Source organism: candidate division TA06 bacterium (assembly GCA_016235665.1).
Taxonomy (GTDB): Bacteria; Edwardsbacteria; AC1; order AC1; family EtOH8; genus UBA5202.
In genome coordinates, this window is record JACRJI010000012.1 from 197446 (window position 1) to 217271 (window position 19826).

14 protein-coding genes are annotated in these 19826 nt (G+C 58.2%); 13 read left to right on the forward strand and 1 reads right to left on the reverse strand.

From position 1 onward, the window contains the following. Window positions 1–78 precede the first annotated feature (78 nt). From HZA73_07625 to lpxD, 6 genes are all read left to right on the forward strand, one after another. Window positions 79–585 carry a UvrB/UvrC motif-containing protein gene (locus HZA73_07625; GenBank protein MBI5805899.1) on the forward strand — a complete coding sequence of 169 codons (507 nt, stop codon included), beginning with the start codon at window positions 79–81 and terminating at the stop codon, window positions 583–585. A gap of 146 nt (window positions 586–731) precedes the next feature. Further along, window positions 732–1790: an ATP--guanido phosphotransferase gene (locus tag HZA73_07630; protein MBI5805900.1), complete on the forward strand. Its 1059-nt coding sequence runs from the start codon at window positions 732–734 to the stop codon at window positions 1788–1790. A 90-nt stretch (window positions 1791–1880) separates the two neighbouring features. Beyond that, window positions 1881–4340, forward strand: a complete 2460-nt coding sequence (locus HZA73_07635) for an ATP-dependent Clp protease ATP-binding subunit (GenBank protein MBI5805901.1) — start codon at window positions 1881–1883, stop codon at window positions 4338–4340. 562 nt (window positions 4341–4902) lie between these two features. After that, complete coding sequence (gene bamA, locus HZA73_07640) at window positions 4903–7167, forward strand: outer membrane protein assembly factor BamA (GenBank protein ID MBI5805902.1); 2265 nt, start codon at window positions 4903–4905, stop codon at window positions 7165–7167. 66 nt (window positions 7168–7233) lie between these two features. Beyond that, window positions 7234–8187 (forward strand): OmpH family outer membrane protein, encoded by a 954-nt coding sequence (locus HZA73_07645; protein MBI5805903.1) that lies wholly within the window; start codon window positions 7234–7236, stop codon window positions 8185–8187. Beyond that, on the forward strand, window positions 8184–9236 hold the full coding sequence (gene lpxD / locus HZA73_07650) for a UDP-3-O-(3-hydroxymyristoyl)glucosamine N-acyltransferase (protein ID MBI5805904.1): 1053 nt from the start codon (window positions 8184–8186) through the stop codon (window positions 9234–9236). The genes HZA73_07645 and lpxD overlap by 4 nt, the downstream gene beginning before the upstream one ends. 55 nt (window positions 9237–9291) lie before the next feature. Here the strand turns inward: lpxD and HZA73_07655 are convergent, their stop codons facing one another. Next, complete coding sequence (locus tag HZA73_07655) at window positions 9292–11445, reverse strand: PBP1A family penicillin-binding protein (GenBank protein MBI5805905.1); 2154 nt, start codon at window positions 11443–11445, stop codon at window positions 9292–9294. Between the two features lie 297 nt (window positions 11446–11742). Between HZA73_07655 and HZA73_07660 the strand changes: the two genes are divergently transcribed. The 7 genes from HZA73_07660 to HZA73_07690 all read left to right on the forward strand — a co-directional run bounded on the left by HZA73_07660 (window position 11743) and on the right by HZA73_07690 (window position 19818). Continuing rightward, window positions 11743–14874: a T9SS type A sorting domain-containing protein gene (locus HZA73_07660; protein MBI5805906.1), complete on the forward strand. Its 3132-nt coding sequence runs from the start codon at window positions 11743–11745 to the stop codon at window positions 14872–14874. A gap of 118 nt (window positions 14875–14992) precedes the next feature. Then, window positions 14993–15682, forward strand: a complete 690-nt coding sequence (locus HZA73_07665; GenBank protein MBI5805907.1) for a YggS family pyridoxal phosphate-dependent enzyme — start codon at window positions 14993–14995, stop codon at window positions 15680–15682. A gap of 118 nt (window positions 15683–15800) precedes the next feature. Beyond that, complete coding sequence (locus HZA73_07670) at window positions 15801–16106, forward strand: YggT family protein (protein ID MBI5805908.1); 306 nt, start codon at window positions 15801–15803, stop codon at window positions 16104–16106. 127 nt (window positions 16107–16233) lie between these two features. Continuing rightward, on the forward strand, window positions 16234–16932 hold the full coding sequence (locus HZA73_07675; GenBank protein MBI5805909.1) for a DivIVA domain-containing protein: 699 nt from the start codon (window positions 16234–16236) through the stop codon (window positions 16930–16932). Further along, window positions 16929–17753, forward strand: a complete 825-nt coding sequence (locus HZA73_07680; GenBank protein MBI5805910.1) for a purine-nucleoside phosphorylase — start codon at window positions 16929–16931, stop codon at window positions 17751–17753. The genes HZA73_07675 and HZA73_07680 overlap by 4 nt, the downstream gene beginning before the upstream one ends. A gap of 88 nt (window positions 17754–17841) precedes the next feature. After that, the gene (locus HZA73_07685; protein MBI5805911.1) at window positions 17842–18756 is read left to right on the forward strand and encodes a sugar kinase; all 915 of its coding nucleotides are present in this window, start codon (window positions 17842–17844) and stop codon (window positions 18754–18756) included. Between the two features lie 168 nt (window positions 18757–18924). Continuing rightward, window positions 18925–19818 carry a hypothetical protein gene (locus HZA73_07690; protein ID MBI5805912.1) on the forward strand — a complete coding sequence of 298 codons (894 nt, stop codon included), beginning with the start codon at window positions 18925–18927 and terminating at the stop codon, window positions 19816–19818. The last annotated feature ends 8 nt before the right edge of the window (window positions 19819–19826 follow it).

The following is a 19826-nucleotide window of genomic DNA, read 5'->3' on the forward strand; positions in this document are numbered from 1 at the left end:
CTCAGCACAAGTCCAAGAGAAGGGGACCGAGGGGAAGAGTTCAGTAATTCAATCAATCTAACTTCTCATAAAACAAGTATGCTTTGCCAATCCTGCCATAAAAAACAGGCCACATTAAGCTACACCGAGATCAAGGCCGGACAGGCCCGCCACAGGATGCTGTGCGAGGAATGCGCCCTGAGCCAGGGCCTATTGAGCCCTATGGAGGCCGCCATCTCCGGCCTGAGCGACCTGCTTACCCAGCTGATGATGGAACTGACCGATTCCAGCCCGGCCCGGCCCGATATAAGCTGCAGCCGCTGCGGCCTCAGCTGGTCCCAGTTCCAGAAGACCGGCAGGCTGGGATGCCCCGGCTGTTACCGGGATTTTTCAGAGAAACTGGAACCGCTGGTGCAGCGCATCCAGCACAGCGACCGGCATCTGGGCAAGACCGCTAAGAAGGCAGCGGTACAACTACCGGTGGCCGGGGACCAGGCGGTCATTCTGAAACGCCAACTCAACGCAGCGGTGGAAAAGGAGCAGTTTGAACTGGCCGCTACCCTGCGCGACCGGCTGAAGGTGCTGGAATCGGAGCAGTTGAAGTGACCAACCGAAATTAATCAACCACAAAAAAGCCTGCCCTGAGCCGAGTCGAATGGGCACAAAGTACACAAATCAAACACGTTAAACGTTATTACGTAGTAACGTTATAACGGTTAATGTGCCTTCTGTGGCAAATAGGGTGATATGACATGAATCCAGATGACGCAGGGATCATAGGACTTCTACAGCAACCACCTGGCTGGACCGCCGGCGCCGGACAGGAGGCCGAGACCATACTGTCCAGCCGGGTCAGGCTGGCCCGCAATCTGCAAAACTACAATTTCCCCGGCCGCTGCCGCGAAGCCGAGCGCCGGGAGATCCTTGATTTCACCAAAGATCAGGCCCTTCAGGTCAATTACCTCAAGGGGGCGGCATTCTTCTCCCTGGACGGGATCACCAAGCTGGGCAGGAGAGCCCTGGAGGAGCGGCGAATGGCCGACTCCGGCCCGGGGGAGCAGCTTCAGGCCGGGGTGCTGATCTCCCCGGAACAGAATGTCAGCCTGATGATCAACGACGAGGACCACCTGAGACTGCAGTCGATCTTTCCGGGGCTGGACCTGCTGGAGGCTTTCAGGGTGGCCGACCAGGTGGACGACCAGTTGCAGGAGCGGATGGAAGTGGCCTTTACCTCCGACCACGGATTCCTGACGGCTTGTCCCTCAAACCTGGGCACCGGTCTAAGGGCCTCGGTGCTGATGCATCTGCCGGCGCTGGCCTTGAGCGACCAGAGGGAGACCATCATTGAACAGCTTTCCCAAAAAGGGATCGTGGCCCGGGGCGCCTACGGCGAGGGCAGCCGGGTCAAGGCCAACCTGTTCCAATTCTCCAACCGGACCTCCCTGGGCAAAAGCGAGCTGGAGATAGTGGAAGAGGTGGAGCAGGCAGCCAGATCATTGCAGGGAGAAGAGAACAAGCAGCGGGATGATCTGTGGAGCAGGTCCCGCCCCGAGCTGGAAGACCGGGTCTTCAGGGCCAGGGCGGTACTAAGCCAGGCCAGGCTGCTTTCACTTGATGAGTTTTTAAGCTTATGGTCGGCGGTCCGGCTGGGCTTAAGCCTGGGGCTGTTTGATTCCCCGAAGCTTCCGGAACTCAACCGGATGCTGATAGCCATGCAGCCGGCCCACCTGCAGTTTGCCTGCGACCGGACGCTGGATGCCACCCAGGAGGATATCGAACGGGCGGACCGGGTCCGGGCGATGTTTGTGTAGGATTTTATTTTAGTCCCATCCTTAGCCCAGCCCTTAAGGGCTGGGCTAAGGATGATACATACTACTCCAATACTTTAATACTTGGATGCTATGAAAGAAAACCGATTTACCGAGAGGGCCAAGAAGGTCCTGTTCATGGCCCGGGAGGAGGCCCGCCGTCTGCAGCACGATTACGTGGGCACCGAGCACATCCTGCTGGCCATGATCCGCGAGGGCCAGGGCGTGGCGGCCACCGTGCTGGTCAACCTGGGGCTGAATCTGGAACAGGTCAAGCGCCGGGTGGAGGAGATGGCCCCGTTGGCCGGGGGAACCATGGCCCTGGGCGACATGCCCTTCAACCAGGCGGCCAAGAACGCCATGGAATACGGGGTGGACGAGGCCCGCTCCCTGCAGCACAGCTATGTGGGTACCGAGCATCTTCTCCTTGGTCTTTTGGACGAACCCGACGGGGTGGCCGGCCGGGTACTGCTGTCCTTCGGTGTCGATACCGAGCGGGTGCGGGCCGAGATGCTGAGGCTGCTGGCGGTGGAGCCGGGCGGACTGCCCAAGCCTGTAGCCGACTCCCAGAGCAAGACCCCGGCCCTGGATTATTTCTGCCGCGACCTGTCCCAGCTGGCCCGTGACGGCAAACTGGATCCGGTGATCGGCCGGGCCCGGGAGATAGAGCGGGTGATCCAGATCCTTTCCCGGCGCAAGAAGAACAATCCGGTGCTGATCGGCGAGGCAGGGGTGGGCAAGACCGCCATAGTGGAGGGCCTGGCCCAGCAGATCATAGCCGGGCAGGTGCCGGAGCAGATCTCCGGCAAGCGGGTGCTGGCCCTGGACCTGGCGGCGGTGGTGGCCGGCACCAAGTACCGGGGGCAGTTCGAGGAGCGTCTGAAGGCGGTGATGAACGAGCTGAAGACCGCCAGCGATGCCATCCTCTTTCTGGACGAGCTCCATACCATCGTCGGCGCCGGCGGGGCCGAGGGGGCACTGGACGCCAGCAACATGCTGAAGCCGGCCCTGGCCCGGGGCGAGATCCAGTGCGTGGGGGCCACCACCATGGACGAGTACCGCAAGCACGTGGAGAAGGACGCGGCCCTGGAGCGCAGGTTCCAGAGCATAATGGTGGAGCCGCCGGGGGTGGAGGAGACCATCAGGATACTGAAAGGCCTGCAGTCCAAGTACGAGGAGCATCACAAGATAAAATATTCTCCGGAGGCCATCGAATCGGCGGTCCGGCTCTCCGACCGCTACATCAGCGACCGCTTTCTGCCGGACAAGGCCATAGACGTGATCGACGAGGCGGGCTCCCGGGCCCGGCTGGGGGCCAGCGAACCGCCTTTGGAGATCAAGGCCCTGGACGGCGAACTTGAACAGATCGTTCAGTCCAAGATCGCGGCCGTAAAGAAACAGGATTACGAGGGTGCGGCCCGCTGGCGGGATGCCGAGCGCAACAAGAAACAGGAGATAGAACGGCTGAAAGCCGCCTGGAAGAAGAGCCGGGAGCAGATCAGGGTGGTGATCGGCGAGGAGGACATCGCTTATGTGGTGGCCCGCTGGACCGGCATCCCCATCGTCAAGCTGGAGGAGAAGGAGTCGGCCCGGCTGTTGAAGATGGAGCAGGAACTGGGCAAGCGGGTGGTGGGCCAGGACCAGGCCATCTCGGCCATCTCCCGGGCGGTGCGCCGCACCCGGGCCGGGATCAAGGACCCCAAACGCCCCATGGGATCCTTCATCTTCCTGGGTCCCACCGGGGTGGGCAAGACCGAGCTGGCCAGGACCCTGGCCGCCTTTCTGTTCGAGGACGAGAACGCCCTGATCCGAATGGACATGTCGGAATACATGGAAAAGCACGCGGTCTCCCGGATGATGGGCGCCCCTCCGGGCTATGTGGGCTACGAGGAGGGCGGCCAGCTGACCGAGAAGGTGCGGCGCCGCCCCTATTCCGTTGTCCTTTTGGACGAGATAGAGAAGGCCCACCCCGACGTTTTCAACGTCCTGTTGCAGGTGCTGGAGGACGGTCTGCTGACCGATTCCTACGGCCGCAAGGTCAGCTTCAAGAACACGGTGGTGATCATGACCTCCAACCTGGGGGCCAGGGAGATCAAGAAAGGCGTCAGCCTGGGATTCCAGTCGTCGGACGACCAGCAATCGTTCGATCTGATGAAGGACAAGGTGCTGGCCGAACTGAAGAAGACCTTCAACCCCGAATTCCTGAACCGGGTGGACGAGACGGTGGTGTTCCATTCCCTGGGCGAACCGGAGATGGAGCAGATCGTGGAGATCCTGGCCGGGCAGCTTTCCGCCCGGCTGGCCGAAAAGGACATCCGGATCAAGCTGAGCCCCGAGGCCAAGCAGCTTTTGGCGGAGAAGGGATTCGATCCTTCCTACGGGGCCCGTCCGGTCAAGCGGACCATCCAGCGGCTGGTGGAGGACCCGCTTTCGGAAGAGATCCTGAAGGGCGCGGTCAAGCCGGGGGATACGGTGGAGGTGGAGGCCAAGGACGGGATCATTCACTTCAAACCGGCCAGAAGCCGGGCGGTCAGCGGGAAGAAAAAGGCGTGATCTCGAAACCCACCCAACTAAAAAAGCTATATCAGGCCGGAACGTTTAGTTCCGGCCTTTTTTTTACTACCTGGTATGCTTTTTTGATGAGGTTTAAACCATTACTCTATTTTGCGAGTCTAATTTTTTTATGAACAAAAAGGGCTTTGGGTCACCAAGGCCTTTTCTTTGTTTCCTTATGATATTGCAACTCAACGGCGGCAGACAATAACGGAACATTTTGTCCCGGATTTGCGTAGTATATATGAAGCCCGTTTTCCTCTTCTAAATGGGCCTTTTTTCGCATTGACTATTAATAGGGCGGATGTTATAATTAGTTTTACCTAAGTCGCCCGCTAAATACGCGAATTACACTAAAATAAATTTCTGGCATAGTCTTTGCAGCACTATGAATATCAATTGTTTTGCCAATAAAATATTTTCGTACATTTAGCGTTTTTCCCTCCTGCGGCGGACAAGCGCGGGTAAAAGAGTTATTTTCAACAGCAACTAAGCAATATCCTGCCTTCAATCCGGACGGGAACTTTTCCCCTCCGGGGAAACAAACTTATCAGGAAGATCTATGAATCAAAAACCATTCCGGATAGCCTGCTTGATCCTGTTTTTATCGGCCTTTACAGGTTCCCTTTCCCTGGCCCTGACCGTGACCGGTCTTAAGGTGGAGGGCAACCAGAACGTAGACCAGGTCTCCATCATCAACGCTTCCCAACTGACGGTGGGGGACAGCGTGGATACCGATGGCCTCTCCTCGGCCCTGCGCAAGGTCTACGCCCTGGGATATTTCAAGGATGTCCAGATCCGCACCGATAGCACTGCCATAGGCAGCGACCTGGTCTTCGTTGTGTCGGAAAAGCCTTTGGTGGAGCGGGTGGAATTTTTGGGCAACGAAAAGATCAGCACCCAGGACTTGGAGGACACCCTGACGGTCCGGCCCGGGTCCATGCTGGACAAAAAGATCATCAGCCAGAACGCCGCCCTGATCCGCAGCCTGTATCTGGAGAAAGGCTATACCGACGCGACGGTGCGGGACACCCTGATAGAATCCGGCAGCAAATACTCACTGCGCTATGTGATAGACGAAGGCCGCAAGGTCCGGGTAAAAAAGATCGTATTCACCGGCAACCCTTCACTCAAAAGCCGGGACATCATAAACGCCATGACCACCAAGCAGCGCGGCTGGACCCTGCTGTGGAAGGCGGTTCCCTGGTACCGCAAGGGAGCCTACAGCCAGGACACTCTGACCGATGACCTGGCCCGGGTGGAACGGTTCTGCCAGAACTACGGATTTATAGAGGCCAAGGCCGTGCTGGACAGCGTAAGCTACAATGACAACCGGGACCGGGTGACCACCTACATCAACCTGACGGAGGGGACCAAGTACCGGGTGGGACAGCTGACCTTTGAGGGCAACGAAAAAATAACCACCCCCAGGCTGAAACATGCATTGGTCCTTAAACCGGGCCAGGTCTTCAGCGCCGACCACGCCGACAAGACGCTGGAGAACCTTTACACCATCTACACCGAGGAGGGCTTCATCTACTGCCGGGTGATCCCGGAGCCCAGCCTGCACGACTCGATGGCCGACATGAAATACAGCATCCTGGAGAACAACCCGGCCCACATCCGCCAGGTGATCATCGCCGGCAACACCAAGACCCGGGACAAGGTCATCCGCCGCCAGCTGAAGGTTCTGCCCGGGGACCTGTTCCGCCGTTCCCTGGTGATCCGCAGCCAGCGCGAAGTTTTCTCCCTGGGATATTTTGAGGACGTCCAGATCGGTTCCCAGCCTGCCGATACCAGCGGGGATATCGACCTGATATTCACCGTCAAGGAAAAACAGGTGGGCCAGTTCCAGGTGGGCACCACCTACGGGGCTACCGACGGACTGGCCGGATTCGTCCAGATCGGGATGCCCAACCTTTTCGGCCGGGGGCAGGAGATCAACTTTAAGACGGAATTCAGCTCCAAGAAATTCAATCTGGATCTGGGCTTTACCGAACCCTGGCTGTTCGACACCCCCACTTCGGCCGGGATCGACCTTTACCGCACCACCTATTCCTACACCACTTATGACGAGGAGAGGATCGGCGGCGGGCTGCGGCTGGGCCGGCCCATTCCCTGGCTGGATTATACCAGGGGATACTGGCAGTACAATCTGGAACGGTTGGACATATACAACCTTTCCTCCACCGCTTCGGCAGGTCTGACCAGTCAGACCTGGCCCCGTATATCCTCCAGCACCGGCATCAGCCTGGTGAGGGACAGCCGGGACCGGCCGTTCAACGCCACCAACGGGAGCCGGACCATGCTCAGCACCAAGTTCTGCGGAGGGATACTGCAGGGCCAGGTGGATTACCAAAAATACATCGGCGAATACCGCTATTACCACCCCCTGTTCTGGAAGCTGGCGGTAATGGGCCGGGCCCGGGCCGGAATGGTGGACGGTTATTCCACGCCCAACACCGTTCCCATCAGCGAGCGCTTTTTTGTGGGCGGGGCCGGCGAGGACGGTATCCGGGGCTATCCCGACCGCTCCATCAGTACTTCTTACGGGGGAAGGGCCATGGCAGTATCCAATCTGGAACTGCGCTACGGCATTAATTCCAGCATTTACACCATGCTGTTCCTGGACGCCGGGAACTCCTGGCTCAGCGTCAAAGACATAAGGGCCAAGGCTTACAAGGGCCTGGGGGCCGGGGTCAGGATGGAGATTCCCATGATCGGCATTTTGGGCTTTGACTGGGCCTACGGGTTCGACCGCAAATGGCTTCCCTACAAACTTAACGATCACTGGGAATTTCACTTCCAAATAGGGACCACGTTCTGAAAACTCAATAGCTTATAGCTTTCAGCTATAGGCCGTATGTTTAGGATTCAACCAGAAGGAGTGACGATGAACAGGATTAGGTTCTTCTTGGCTTTGACGGCAATGATGCTGGTCGGAGCCGCTTGGTGCCAGGCTCAGAAGACCGGCTATGTGGATTCCAAGAAGATATTCGAGAACTACAAGGGAGCTGCGGATATCAAGCAACAGGTCAACCGGGCGCTGGACACCTGGAACAAGGAGATCGAAGCCAAACGGGCGGAGATAGACTCTTTGCAGCGTTACCTGGAGTCACAGAACCTGGTGATCAGCAGCGAGCGCCGCAAGTTTAAGCAGGACGAGATCAAGGCCAAAAGCAAAGAGGTGGAAACCCTGATCCACCAGGTCTACGACCCTGAAGGCAAACTGGACGCCAGGAACAAGGAACTCTCCAAGCCGATGGTGGAGAAGATCGGGGCCATCATCAAAAAGGTGGCTTTGGACAATAACATTCTGCTGGTGCTGGACTCGTCTTCGGGCATGGTGGTCTATGCCGACAAGGACCTGGACTTGACCGATCAGGTTTTGGAAGAACTGGCAAAGGCGGAAGGGATAGTGGCCCAGTACCAACCAACCCTGGCGCTGTTTCCGGTCTGGGACGCCGATCCCGAGGCGGTGCGCAAAAAACTGGGCAAGATGGCCTTCGGATATCTTTTCAGTTCCCTGGGCCGCTCCGAAACATTTAAGCCTTTGGCCCAAAAGCTGGTCAGGGACCTGGTCAAGGACAAGGGGCTGGAAGACAAAGAGGTCAGCGATGCCAGGGGCATGGAGCTGGCCAAGATACTTACCGCCCAGTTCTCCATCAGCGGAGGCATCAATTATAATGCGGCCAGCGGGCAGATCACCCTAAAACTCCGGCTGTTCAACGTGGACACCGGGATGATGCTGGCCGAGGAGAGCGAAGTGGCGGCCAGCCAGACCGAACTTTCCGGGGCCTGCGAGAACCTGGTAACCAGGCTGGCCCAGAAGGCCGGCGGAAAATGAGAAGCATCAAGGCCAGCGAGATCGCCGCCCTGTGCCAGGGACGCATGGCGGGCCCCGACCTGGAGCTGAAAGGGCTGTCCGGCTTAAAGGAGGCCCAGCCCGGATTTTTAAGTTTTTTATCCAACCCCAAATATGCCGCCGCGCTTCCCGACACCAAGGCTTCCTGCATAATAGTTCCCCCGGGCACGGAAGTGAGTGGCAAGACCGTCATTGAATGCCGGGATCCCTATCTGGGCTTCGCCAAGGCCGCCCAGCTTTTCTACCGGGAATCAAACCCCAGGCCTGAACCCGGGATCCATCCGGCCGCAGTGGTATCTCCCGGCGCCAGGATAGATCCTTCCGCCACGGTCGGGCCGTATGCGGTGATCGAGGACGGGGCCGCAATCGGCCCCCGTACGGTGGTGATGGGGCCGAGCTTCATCGGCGCCCGGGCCAGAATCGGAAGCGATTGTCTGATCTACCCCAACGCCGCGATCCGGGAAGAATGTCTCTTGGGCAACGGGGTCATCATCCACTGCGGGGCGGTGGTGGGCTCCGACGGCTTCGGCTACGCCCGGGAGAGCGCCAGATACGTCAAGATCCCCCAGACCGGGATTGTCATTCTGGAGGACGAGGTCGAGATCGGGGCCAACTCCACCATCGACCGGGGAGCCCTGGGGCCCACCCGCATCAAACGGGGGACCAAGCTGGACAACCTGTGCCACATCGCTCACAACGTGGAAATTGGCGAGGACGGAGCCATTGCGGCACTGAGCGGCATCGCCGGGTCCACCATCATCGGCGACCGGCTGATCATGGGCGGCAAGGTGGGAGTGATCGGGCATCTGGAGATCGGCGATGATGTGATCTGCCTGGCCTATTCCGGGGTCACTAAGTCCACCCCCTCCAAGACAATGCTCTACGGCAACCCGGGCCGGCCCCACATCAGGGGCAAGCGGATCGACGCCGCGGTTGACATGCTGCCGGAGAAGCTGAAGGTGATCAGCGACCTGGAAAAAAGGGTGGCCGAGCTGGAGGAGAAGCTGGAAATAAAACAGAATGGGAAGTAATAATAATAAAAAATAGCCCAGGCCTTAAGGCCTGGGCTATTTTGTTTCATCCAGCTTACTCCGGGCTGTCTAGCGAGCCCTTGTCCAGCTGCTCGAAATTGTAATCCTTGCCCTGCAGGTTCAGGTCCTGCATTTTGTGGATATTGCACATCTGGGTGGGGACGTTGGCCGTGACATAGACCTCGGGCCGGACCTTGGGGCAGGCCGGGGTGGCCAGCAGACCGGTCTCGGTGCAGACGGTGGCGCTGCTGATGCCCGATGGCACCGGGAAATCGGCCCCCGATGACTTGGAGGTGGCCAGCTTCATGAACTCGGTCCAGATGGGCAGGGCCAGCCCGGCCCCGGTGGCTCCCTCGTAGACCATCTTCTTCTGGTCGAAGCCGACCCAGACCCCGCAGACCAGGTCCGGGGTGTATCCGATGAACCAGGTGTCGGTGTAATCGTTGGTGGTGCCGGTCTTGCCGGAGGCCGGCTTGGTGAATCCTGAAAGCCTGGCGGAGTATGCGGTTCCGCCGTCCAGCACGGTCTTCATCATGTTGGCCATGATGTAGGCGGTCTGGGGAGAAAGCACTTCCTCGGCATAGGGCTTGTTCTCCTCCATCACCGTGCCGGCCCGGTCGGTGATCTTTAGTATCAGCACCGGCTCCACCCGCACTCCGCGGTTGGCGAATACCCCGTAGGCGCTGACCATGTCGTACAGGGTGACGTCGGCCGAGCCCAGGGCCAGCGACAGCACCGCCGGCAGGGAGGTCTTGATGCCCATCTTGCGGGCATAGCTGATGACGTTGCTGGGCCCCACGCTCTGGATTAGCTTGACCGCGATCAGGTTCTTGGAAAGGGCCAGGGCTTTGCGGATGGAAATTGGTCCGTCAAATTTGCCGTCGTAGTTGCTGGGATACCAGGCATTGCCCGAGCCGTCGTCGTCCACCACTATCGGGGCGTCTACTATCACGTCGCCCGGGGAAAAACCGTTGTCCACGGCCGCGGTATAGACGAAGGGCTTGAAGGCCGAGCCGGCCTGGCGCTTGGCCTGGACCGCCCGGTTGAACTTGCTGACGGTGAAGTCCCGGCCGCCGATCATGGCCAGCACCCGGCCGTTGTGGGGGTTGATGGCCATCAGGGCCGTCTGGATATAAGGGGTGTTGGTCACGCCCTCTTCGCTGACCGGCGCCTTGTACTCCCGGCGGCTGGGCTTGAACTTGCGGGTCTCCTCCAGCTTCTGCATCCAGTCCTCCGAGGTTTTGTTGGCCATCCGCTGGACCTCCAGGTCTAAAGTGGAATAGACCACCATCCTTCCCTGATAGATGGCGTTGGCCCCGTACTTGGCCTCCAGGTATTTGCGGATCTCCTCCACAAAATAGGGGGCGTCGTTCAGCCGCAGTTCTTTTGGCTTAAGCTTAAGCGTTTCCCGGGCGGCCGCCTCGGCCTGGGGCCTTTTGATGGCTCCGGTCTGGACCATGGCCTCAAGCACCGTGGCCCGCCGCTTGAGGGCCGACTCCGGGCGGTCATAGGGCGAGTAGAGGGTGGGGCCCTTGGGCAGCCCGGCCAGCAGGGCGGCCTCGGACAGGCTCAGGCTGTCCACGTGCTTGCCAAAATACAACTGGGCCGCGGTCTCGGCCCCGTAGGCCCCGTTGCCGTAATAGATCTGGTTGAAGTAAAGCTCCAGGATCTCGTCCTTGGAGAACAGCCGCTCGATCTTCAGGGCCAGAATGGCCTCGGCGATCTTGCGGGAGATGGTGCGGTCCTGGGTCAAAAACAGGTTGCGGGCCAGCTGCTGGGTGATGGTGGAGGCTCCCCGCAGGCGCTTGCTCCGGCGCAGCGCAAAATCCTTTAAGGCGGCGGCGTAGCCGAACATGTCCACCCCCCAGTGCCGTCTGAAACTGCGGTCCTCGATGGAGATGGTGGCATCCACCAGCAGTTTGGGGATCCTGGCCAGTGGCACCACTATCCGGTGCTCCTCGGCGAACTCGTAGATCAGCTGCTGGTTGGCATCAAAGACCTTGGTGCCCTGCTTGGGTTGGATGTCCTCCAGGGCCTTGGTGGAGGGCAGGGTGCGGGAGTAGAAGACGAAGGCCCCGGCCCCCAGTCCCAGAAAGAAGAACAGGGCCAGCCCGGCCCAAAAGGCCAGCCTGGCGGCGGTGCGGACGAACTTGCCGGAGGTCTTGCGGGCGTGGAAGAATTCCCTGGTTCTGAATAAAAAACCGGACATATGGATGTTTACCTTTATTGGAGTTGTTTCGTGAGTAAACCGGTATTATTGCCACATCCTTTTGCTTATGCTACATATTTGCCTTCACTTGGAGGCCGCAGCTTCAGCGAAAGCCTCAGGTCGTGGCAATAGGAAAGACGACATTAATTCTACCTTTAAATAATTGGTTAGTCAAGAGAAAAAGGCAGCCGAAGGACATTGTCTTGACATACAATGGTGGATGGAGTAAAATAAAACGGCTGTGTTCTTAAATTCAGTCATCAAACCAAAAACATAAATTTAACCAAGGAGTTCTTCATGAGGCATCTCCGGTCAGTCATCCTCTTAGCGCTGGCGGTAATCGCCGGCCAGGCGCTGGCGTTATCAGAACGGCTTCCGCTTCCGGCAACAGCCAATACACCCGGGGTTCCTGTTTTTCCGTTGCAGCGGCCGGGTAAAGGGGAGGCTCATAAAAAGGGAGCTCATCCTGCCCGGCATAAAAAACCGATCCGTGCAACCAAGTCAGCTTCATCCATCACCGCTCCGGCAGCCAAGGGCGTGGTGGCCCCGGAATTCAAAATGAACACCGACAGCCTGCCCTTCAACCTTTACCGCTATGATCTGGCGGCGGCCCTGCTGGAGGACGGCAGCATCGTCAGCGTTTGGTCAGATTACCGGTCAGGGTGGCAGAAATTGTATTGCCAGCGCTTTGCCCCGGACGGCCAAAAGCTTGGTCCGGTCTTTTTGGCGGACGATAAAGAAACCTACCAGAATTATCCGGCAATAGCTGCCAGCCCCGACGGAGGCTTTGTCCTGTCCTGGCTGGATTACCGTTCATGGAGCTCTTACGACGTCTATTGCCGCCGGTTCGATGCCAGCGGCAACCCACTGGACACCGCCTTCCGGGTGGATGATTACGACGGGGGGGACAAGAACGAGCCGTCGCTGACAGCCACCGACAGCGGATATGCGGTGACCTGGAATGACGACCGAAGCGGTGATGGCGACGTCTACCTGCAGATGATCGACAGCCTTGGCCACTTGAAAGGGACGAACGTAAGGGTCAACGGAGTTACCTCTCAGTACCAGTACAGGTCAACCGCGGCCCGGACCGCCCAGGGCTTTGTGGTCGTCTGGGAGGACACCAGGACCGGCGGCTACAATATATATGCTCGCCGTTATAACTCCAACGGCGACACCCTGGGGCCGGAGTTCAAGGTCAACGACAATTCAACCTCCGGCAGGTATTATCCGGAAGCCTGCGGCACCGACAGCGGCTTTACCGTCACCTGGTATGACGGCCGGAACAGCATCTGCGACGTCTATCTGCAGAGGTACGACACCGCCGGAGCCGCGGCCGGCGCCAATTACCGGGTGACCGACGGAACCGGTTGGGGTTTTTATCCCACCATCGCCCACCGGCAGGGCTGGACCGTGTTGTCCTGGTACGACGACCGCAGCGGCGATTCGGACATCTACGCCCAGTGGTTCAAGCCCAACGGCGACACCCTGGGAGGGCAGGTGCTGGTAAGCGACGATGCCACCGGCAAAAACCAGTATATACCCAAAGCCCTGGCCGGCGACAGCGGCTGGGCCTTCCTTTGGTTCGATCAGAGGGAGAAAGACATTTCCCTGATCTATGGCCAGGCTTACGATGCATCCCTGAGCGCCGTAACCCCCAATTTCATGGCCTGCGACAGCGTGGCCGGAGTGCAGGACCAGTATGATGCTACGGTGACCGCCGGACAAGACGGCAAATTTTTGGCGGTGTGGTATGATCGTCGCAATGGTGACGGCAGCGGGAATGTCTGCGACATCTACGGAAGGCTGTATGACCAGGACGGCAATGCCCTGACCCCGGACTTCCTGATCTCCGATACATCCTATAATTCTAACTCCCGCTATGCCTACGAGCCCAAGGTTGCCGGGCTGGCCGACGGCTCTTACCTGGTGGCCTGGTACGATTATCGCAGTGACAACGATTACGACATCTACGGCCAGCGGCTGGACGCTTCGGGGGGTCCGGTGGGCGGCAACCACCTGATATCCACCGGCCATCAGGGGTCGGAAGACTACGAGTTGTCCATTGCCTCAGCCGACAGCGGTTACGGGGTTTTTTGGTACGGCGACAAGTACTCCGATTACGACATCTTCGGCCGGATATATAAGACCAACGGCGACAGCGTCGGCCCGGTTGTGCTGGTCAGCGATGATTCCATGGATCAGGACCAGGAATACCCCTGCGCCGCTGCCAACGACAGCGGCCTGGTGGTGGCCTGGGAGGATTACCGCGACGGCAGTTACAACCACATTTACGGCCAGAGGATGCGGTGGGATGGCAGCCTGGCCGGCGGCAATTACCTGATAAGCGACAGCGTGGATTACGATGAGGAGGACGTCTCCATCGCCGGGTCAGATCATGGTTTCCTGGCCACCTGGGATGACAACCGGGCGGGCAATTACAATGTTTACGGGCGTTACCTGAATGCCGCTGGCCAGCCAGAGGACTCCAGTTTTGCCGTAAGCAACGTCCCGGCCATTGACCAGTACTGCGCTTCCGTGGCAGCGTCTCCGGACGGCGGACGTTATGCAGTTTACTGGAACGGCGAGGACAGCGATTACAACGATTTCCTTTTCTCCCAGCGCTACCAGGACCGCCTGCCCCAGGGTGTCAATGAGCTGCTGGCCGACAGTGCCAACTGGAGCTGGTTCTATATATGGGGCGCCCAGAACATGGCGGCCAGCGACGATCGCCTGTTCTTTGCCTTGTGCGGAAGCATGAAAGGAACCGCTACCGGTTGGGATGTTTACGGCATGGTGACCGACTGGTACTCGGTTTCGGTGCCGCCGGTGATCTGGGTAGATTCACTGCCGGATGACATAGATTCGGCCTACGGACCGTACACGGTTAAATCCAAGATCACCGACGACGGTTCGGTGGACCAGGCGGTTCTGTATTACCGGATCAACGGCGGAGCTTGGGATACCCTTGCCATGGCAGCCGGAGCGGCAGACACTTTCAGCGCGGTCATCCCGGCACAATCCCTTGTCATGGGCGATACGATCAACATCAGCTACTATGTCTGGGCCCTGGACGATACCAAGAACTTCATCAGTTCACCGGCCAGATCCTTTAAACTGACCTATCCCACCGGCGTGGCCGGCCAGCCGGGTAACGATTTACCAAAGATCTTCGCTCTTCAACCCTGCCGGCCCAACCCGTCTTCGGGCCGGGTGAGCTTTGGCTACCAGCTGCCGAAAACCTCCAATGTCAGTTTAACGGTTTACAACATAGCCGGGCAGGCGGTCAAGCGGTTTGACCTGGGCGTCAAGCCGGCTGGTCAGTATAAGATAGACTGGAACGGGAACCAGGCTGCAGCCGGGGTGTACTTCTATAGGCTTCAGGCCGGGGACTTTGTTTCCACCAAGAAACTGATGATCGTCAAGTAGATCTCTTTCCTTGGCGCAAAAGGGCTGCCCTCCCGGGCAGCCCTTTTGGTTCCAGTGGTGAATTTAATCTCCGAAATGTATTGAAAAATACTTTTTAAATAGGGTATAATTATATGTTATGGTTGGAATTGAAGAAAATCTTAAGATTGTTCAAAAGCGGATAGCCGAGTCTGCTTTAAAAACCGGCCGCCAGCCCGGCGATATCATATTGGTGGCGGTCACCAAGACAGTGAACCCAGACCTGATAAACCAGGCCATAGCCTGCGGGGTGTCCATCATAGGCGAGAACCGGGTGCAGGAGGCGGTCCAGAAGCATCCCGAGATCGCCGGCGGAGTGCAATGGCACCTGATCGGACACCTCCAAAGCAACAAGGCCAAAAAAGCGGTGGAGATGTTCTCCCTGATCCACTCGGTCGATTCCCCGGACCTGGCCCGGGAGATCGGCCGGAGAGCGCTGGAGATAGGGAAAGTGCAGGAGGTCCTGCTGGAGGTCAATACTTCCGGAGAACCACAGAAATACGGGTTCGGGCTGGAAGATGTCTCAAATGCTTTAAACGGCATAAAGGATATAGAGGGAATAAAGGTCATGGGTCTGATGACGGTGGGGCCGCTGACCGAAGACGATCAGAGGGTACGAAAGGCATTCCGTCGGCTGAGGATAATATTTCAGGAGGCAGCCAAGCTGGGCCTGCCGAACGTTCAGATGAAACACCTGTCCATGGGTATGTCCGGCGATTTCGAGACGGCGATAGAGGAAGGGTCGAACATGGTGCGGATCGGCAGCGCCATCTTCGGGGCCCGGGGGTGACCTACCCGCGAAATACACTAAAGGACACAAAAAATATTTCCTGGTTTGGAAAGTCAGAGATCATAAATCAAATATTCCTGTTTTCCTGGCTTCCTAATAAAATTGCACAAAGGGTTAAATGTTCATTCTGGCAAATCTGATAATAGCTATTGGCAAGGTCTTGGGTATGGCCCTGGACATCTACATGTGGGCCGTCATCATCCGGGCCCTGCTGTCCTGGGTCAATCCCGACCCCTACAACCCCATCGTCCGGCTGCTGTACAAGCTGACCGAGCCGATCTTAGGTCCCTTGCGCCGCATCATTCCCCTGGGAGCGGTAGGGCTGGACCTGTCGCCGATGCTGGTGATACTGGCCATAATATTCGTCAAACAGTTTCTGATAACCAGCCTGATAGAGTTCGGGTTCAGGCTGAAGCAGATATAGGACATTCGGGGTATTACGATCCACAGATTACGCAGATTATCGCAGATGAAAAATCGGAACAGCTAAAACTTTTGGATAAAGAAAATAAAGACCTTGACTCAGAAATCTAAACTTTAGGAGGTCCCCTATGAAGCTGACCCCTCTAGATATACGCAAGCAGACCTTTAAGAAAAAATCCATGGGCGGATCGGATCCGTCCGAGGTCCAGGCTTTTCTGGAGATGGTGGCCGGCGAGGTGGAAGAGCTGATCCGGGAGAACACCAGCCTGGCCGAGCGGCTGGAAGGACTGGAGACCAAGGTGGACGATTACCGCCGGATGGAGAAGACCCTCCAGGACACCCTGCTCTCGGCCCAGAAGACCTCCGAGGAGCTGCGCAAGAACGCGGAGCAGCGGGGAGACCTGGTGATCAAGGAAGCCCAATTCAAGGCCGACCAGATCATCGGCGAGGCCCGGGCCCGGCTGATGGACCTGCAGCGCCAGATCGCCGATCTCAAGAACATGCGCACCGGATACCTGGCCAAGTTCCGCAGTCTGCTGGATTCCCATCTGGAGATCCTGCAGTATCAGGAGATGGATTCCGGGGTCAGGATCCAGACCAACATCTTTGCCGGAAGCAAAAAGGAGGAGGCGCCCCCGGAGGCCAAGGCCCCCGAGATCCCCAGCCAGCCGGGCCGGGCCATGGACGAGCAGAAGATGGCCGACATGCAGAGGATGCTTTCCACCTTGATGGAGACCGCCAAGCTGACGATCCCCGAAGTTCCGCAGACAGAAGAACCGCCCCAGGTTCAAACTGAAACACACACAACCGGGGAAGAAATAAAATGAGCGAATTGAAACAGAAGATCCAGGAGACTTCGGAATTTCTGAAGTCAAAGACCAAGGTCGTTCCCCAGATCGGCATCATCCTGGGCACAGGGCTGGGCGGGCTGGTCAAGGAGATCGAGATCATCGACACCATCTCCTATGAGACCATCCCCAACTTTCCGGTCTCCACCGTGGAGAGCCACGCAGGCAAGCTGATCTTCGGCCGTCTCTCGGGGAAATACGTGATGGCCATGCAGGGCCGCTTCCATTTCTACGAAGGCTACAGCCTGCAGCAGGTGACCTTTCCGGTGCGGGTGATGAAGGCCATGGGGGTGAGGACCCTGATCGTCTCCAACGCCTGCGGCGGGGTCAACCCCGCCCACCGGGCCGGCGACATCATGCTGATCTCCGACCATATCAACCTGATGGGCGGGCACCCGCTGATCGGCAAGAACGACGAGACCCTGGGCCCCCGTTTCCCCGATATGTACGATCTCTATGACCAGGAACTGCTGTCCCTGGCCGAGTCGGTGGCGCTGGAGGAAAAGATCAAGGTTCAGAAGGGCGTCTACCTGGCCCTGACCGGGCCGACTTTGGAGACCGGGGCCGAATACCGGATGGTCCGCATCCTGGGGGCCGACGTGGTGGGCATGTCCACCGTGCCCGAGGTGATAGTGGCCCGGCATTCCGGACTCAAAGTCATGGGATTCTCAATCATCACCGACATGGGCTTTCCCGAGGCCATGCGCTCGGTCAGCCTGGAGGAGGTCATCGCGGTGGCCGGCCAGGCCGAAGTCAAATTCGTCCGGCTGGTGAAACAGGTGGTAGCTAAGATGCAATAAAATATGTTTGAAACAGTTTGAACTGGTTTGAACAGTTTCAAACGATTCAAACTTATCAAACATTTCAAACAGCAGCAGAAGAGGTATCATGTCAATAACAGTGGTCGGTTCCATCGCACTGGATTCGGTAAAAACCCCGTTCGGCGAGGCCAAGGAAGCTTTGGGCGGCAGCGCCCTCTATTTCTCATCGGCCGCCAGTTTCTTCACCAAGGTCAGCCTGGTGGGCGTGATCGGCGAGGACTTTCCCAAGGCGGACATCGACTTCCTGGCCAAGCGGGGAGTGGACCTTTCCGGCCTGGAAACCGCCAAGGGCCAGACCTTCCGCTGGGCGGGCTCCTACGAATACGACATGAACGAGGCCAAGACCCACGCCACCCACCTCAACGTGTTCGAAACCTTCCATCCCAAGCTGTCGGAAGCCCACCAGCAGGCCGAGTTCCTGTTCCTGGGCAACATTCACCCGGCCCTGCAGCGGGAGGTGATCGGCAAGGTCAGCAAACCGCTGGCCATCGGCTGCGACACCATGAACTTCTGGATCCAGGGCAACCGGGAAGAATTGCTTAAGACCATCAGGCTGGTGGACATCATGTTCATCAACGACGCCGAGGCCAGGATGCTGGCCGGGGTCCCCAACCTGGTCAAGGCCGCCAGGGCCATCCGGGACATGGGGCCAAAGATACTGGTGATCAAGAAGGGCGAGCACGGAGCCATGCTGTTCTCCGGTCATACTGTATTTTCCGTTCCGGCCTTTCCGGTGGAAGATGTGTTTGATCCCACCGGGGCCGGCGACAGCTTTGCCGGGGGGTTCATGGGATATCTGGCCTCCAAGAGTGATCTCAACGACCGGGTCTTAAGACGGGCCATGATCTACGGCAGCGTTATGGCCTCGTTCAACGTGGAGAAATTCTCGATGGAACGGCTGAAGACCCTGACCAAGGACGAGATCGAACAAAGGTTCAAGGAATTCAAGAAACTTTCCCATTACGAGGAACTCGAGGTCTAATATCACAGGGGCATCGGCAAGTGTCATAGCGAGTTTGTCGAACTGCTCAGCCGAACGATCCACACGGATCCACGGGGATTCAAACGGATATCATAATGCCGTACTGAGACAGATAAGCTTGCCCAGCAATCTGAAGAGTTTTCTATTTAACCTAAAGGAAAAACGAAGATGAAAAAAATCCTGCTGACAATGATCGTTTTATCAGCGATCTCTTCAATTCTTCAAGCCCAGACCGACCGCAAGACCGCAGTGGCGGTGATGAACCTGAAGGGGTCCGGTATTTCGGAGCAGGACACCAGGTTCCTGACCGACCGGCTGACCATAGAGCTGCAGCGGGCCGGGACATTTGATGTGCTGGAACGCGACAAGATGGACGAGATCCTAAAGGAGCAGGGATTCCAGCAGACCGGGGCCTGCGACGAGACCGCCTGCCTGGTGGAGGCCGGGCGGATGCTGCCGGTTCAGAAGATGATCGGCGGCAGTTTGGGCAGGATCGGCGATGTTTACGCCGCCCAGCTGAGGCTGATAGACCTGAAGACCGGCAAGGTGGAGGTGACCTCGGCCCGGGATTACAAGGGCCAGATGGAATTCCTGCTGACCGTGGGCATGAGGGAGGTGGCCGAGGAGCTTTCCGGCAAGCGGGAGATCCAGGCCCAGACCCCGGTCCAGACCCAGGCCACGCCCCAGACCGAGGTGATGATGCAGCGGCTGCTGGAGGGCCAGGCCCAGCAGGAATTCAAATCCAAGGGCTGGGCGCTGTTCTGGTCGCTGGTGATACCGGGGGCAGGCAACTTCTACGCCAAGAGTTACGGACGGTCGGCCTTCTTTTTCCTGGGATCCATCACCGCCCAGTCAGCCGCCACGGTCCAGGCGGTCACCGACAACAGTTCGGGCGCCGGCGGCTGGGCCCTGGTCTACGTGGTCCTGCGGGTGGCCGACGTGGTGGTGGCCAATCGCAGCGTCAACCGTTACAACCTGAAGGTCCGCAAAAAATACGGGCTGACCTATGAATTCCTACCGCAGAGCAACGAGATCAAAACAGCCTTAAGCGTGCAATTTTAAGAAAGACA

Coding starts and splice junctions, on each gene's coding strand:
- HZA73_07635 (MBI5805901.1), top strand. CDS start 1,881: ATGAAAGAAAACCGATTTACCGAGAGGGCCAAGAAGGTCCTGTTCATG.
- HZA73_07670 (MBI5805908.1), top strand. CDS start 15,801: ATGTTCATTCTGGCAAATCTGATAATAGCTATTGGCAAGGTCTTGGGT.
- HZA73_07680 (MBI5805910.1), top strand. CDS start 16,929: ATGAGCGAATTGAAACAGAAGATCCAGGAGACTTCGGAATTTCTGAAG.
- HZA73_07675 (MBI5805909.1), top strand. CDS start 16,234: ATGAAGCTGACCCCTCTAGATATACGCAAGCAGACCTTTAAGAAAAAA.
- HZA73_07630 (MBI5805900.1), top strand. CDS start 732: ATGAATCCAGATGACGCAGGGATCATAGGACTTCTACAGCAACCACCT.
- lpxD (MBI5805904.1), top strand. CDS start 8,184: ATGAGAAGCATCAAGGCCAGCGAGATCGCCGCCCTGTGCCAGGGACGC.
- HZA73_07660 (MBI5805906.1), top strand. CDS start 11,743: ATGAGGCATCTCCGGTCAGTCATCCTCTTAGCGCTGGCGGTAATCGCC.
- HZA73_07655 (MBI5805905.1), bottom strand. CDS start 11,445: ATGTCCGGTTTTTTATTCAGAACCAGGGAATTCTTCCACGCCCGCAAG.
- HZA73_07625 (MBI5805899.1), top strand. CDS start 79: ATGCTTTGCCAATCCTGCCATAAAAAACAGGCCACATTAAGCTACACC.
- HZA73_07690 (MBI5805912.1), top strand. CDS start 18,925: ATGAAAAAAATCCTGCTGACAATGATCGTTTTATCAGCGATCTCTTCA.
- HZA73_07685 (MBI5805911.1), top strand. CDS start 17,842: ATGTCAATAACAGTGGTCGGTTCCATCGCACTGGATTCGGTAAAAACC.
- HZA73_07645 (MBI5805903.1), top strand. CDS start 7,234: ATGAACAGGATTAGGTTCTTCTTGGCTTTGACGGCAATGATGCTGGTC.
- HZA73_07665 (MBI5805907.1), top strand. CDS start 14,993: ATGGTTGGAATTGAAGAAAATCTTAAGATTGTTCAAAAGCGGATAGCC.
- bamA (MBI5805902.1), top strand. CDS start 4,903: ATGAATCAAAAACCATTCCGGATAGCCTGCTTGATCCTGTTTTTATCG.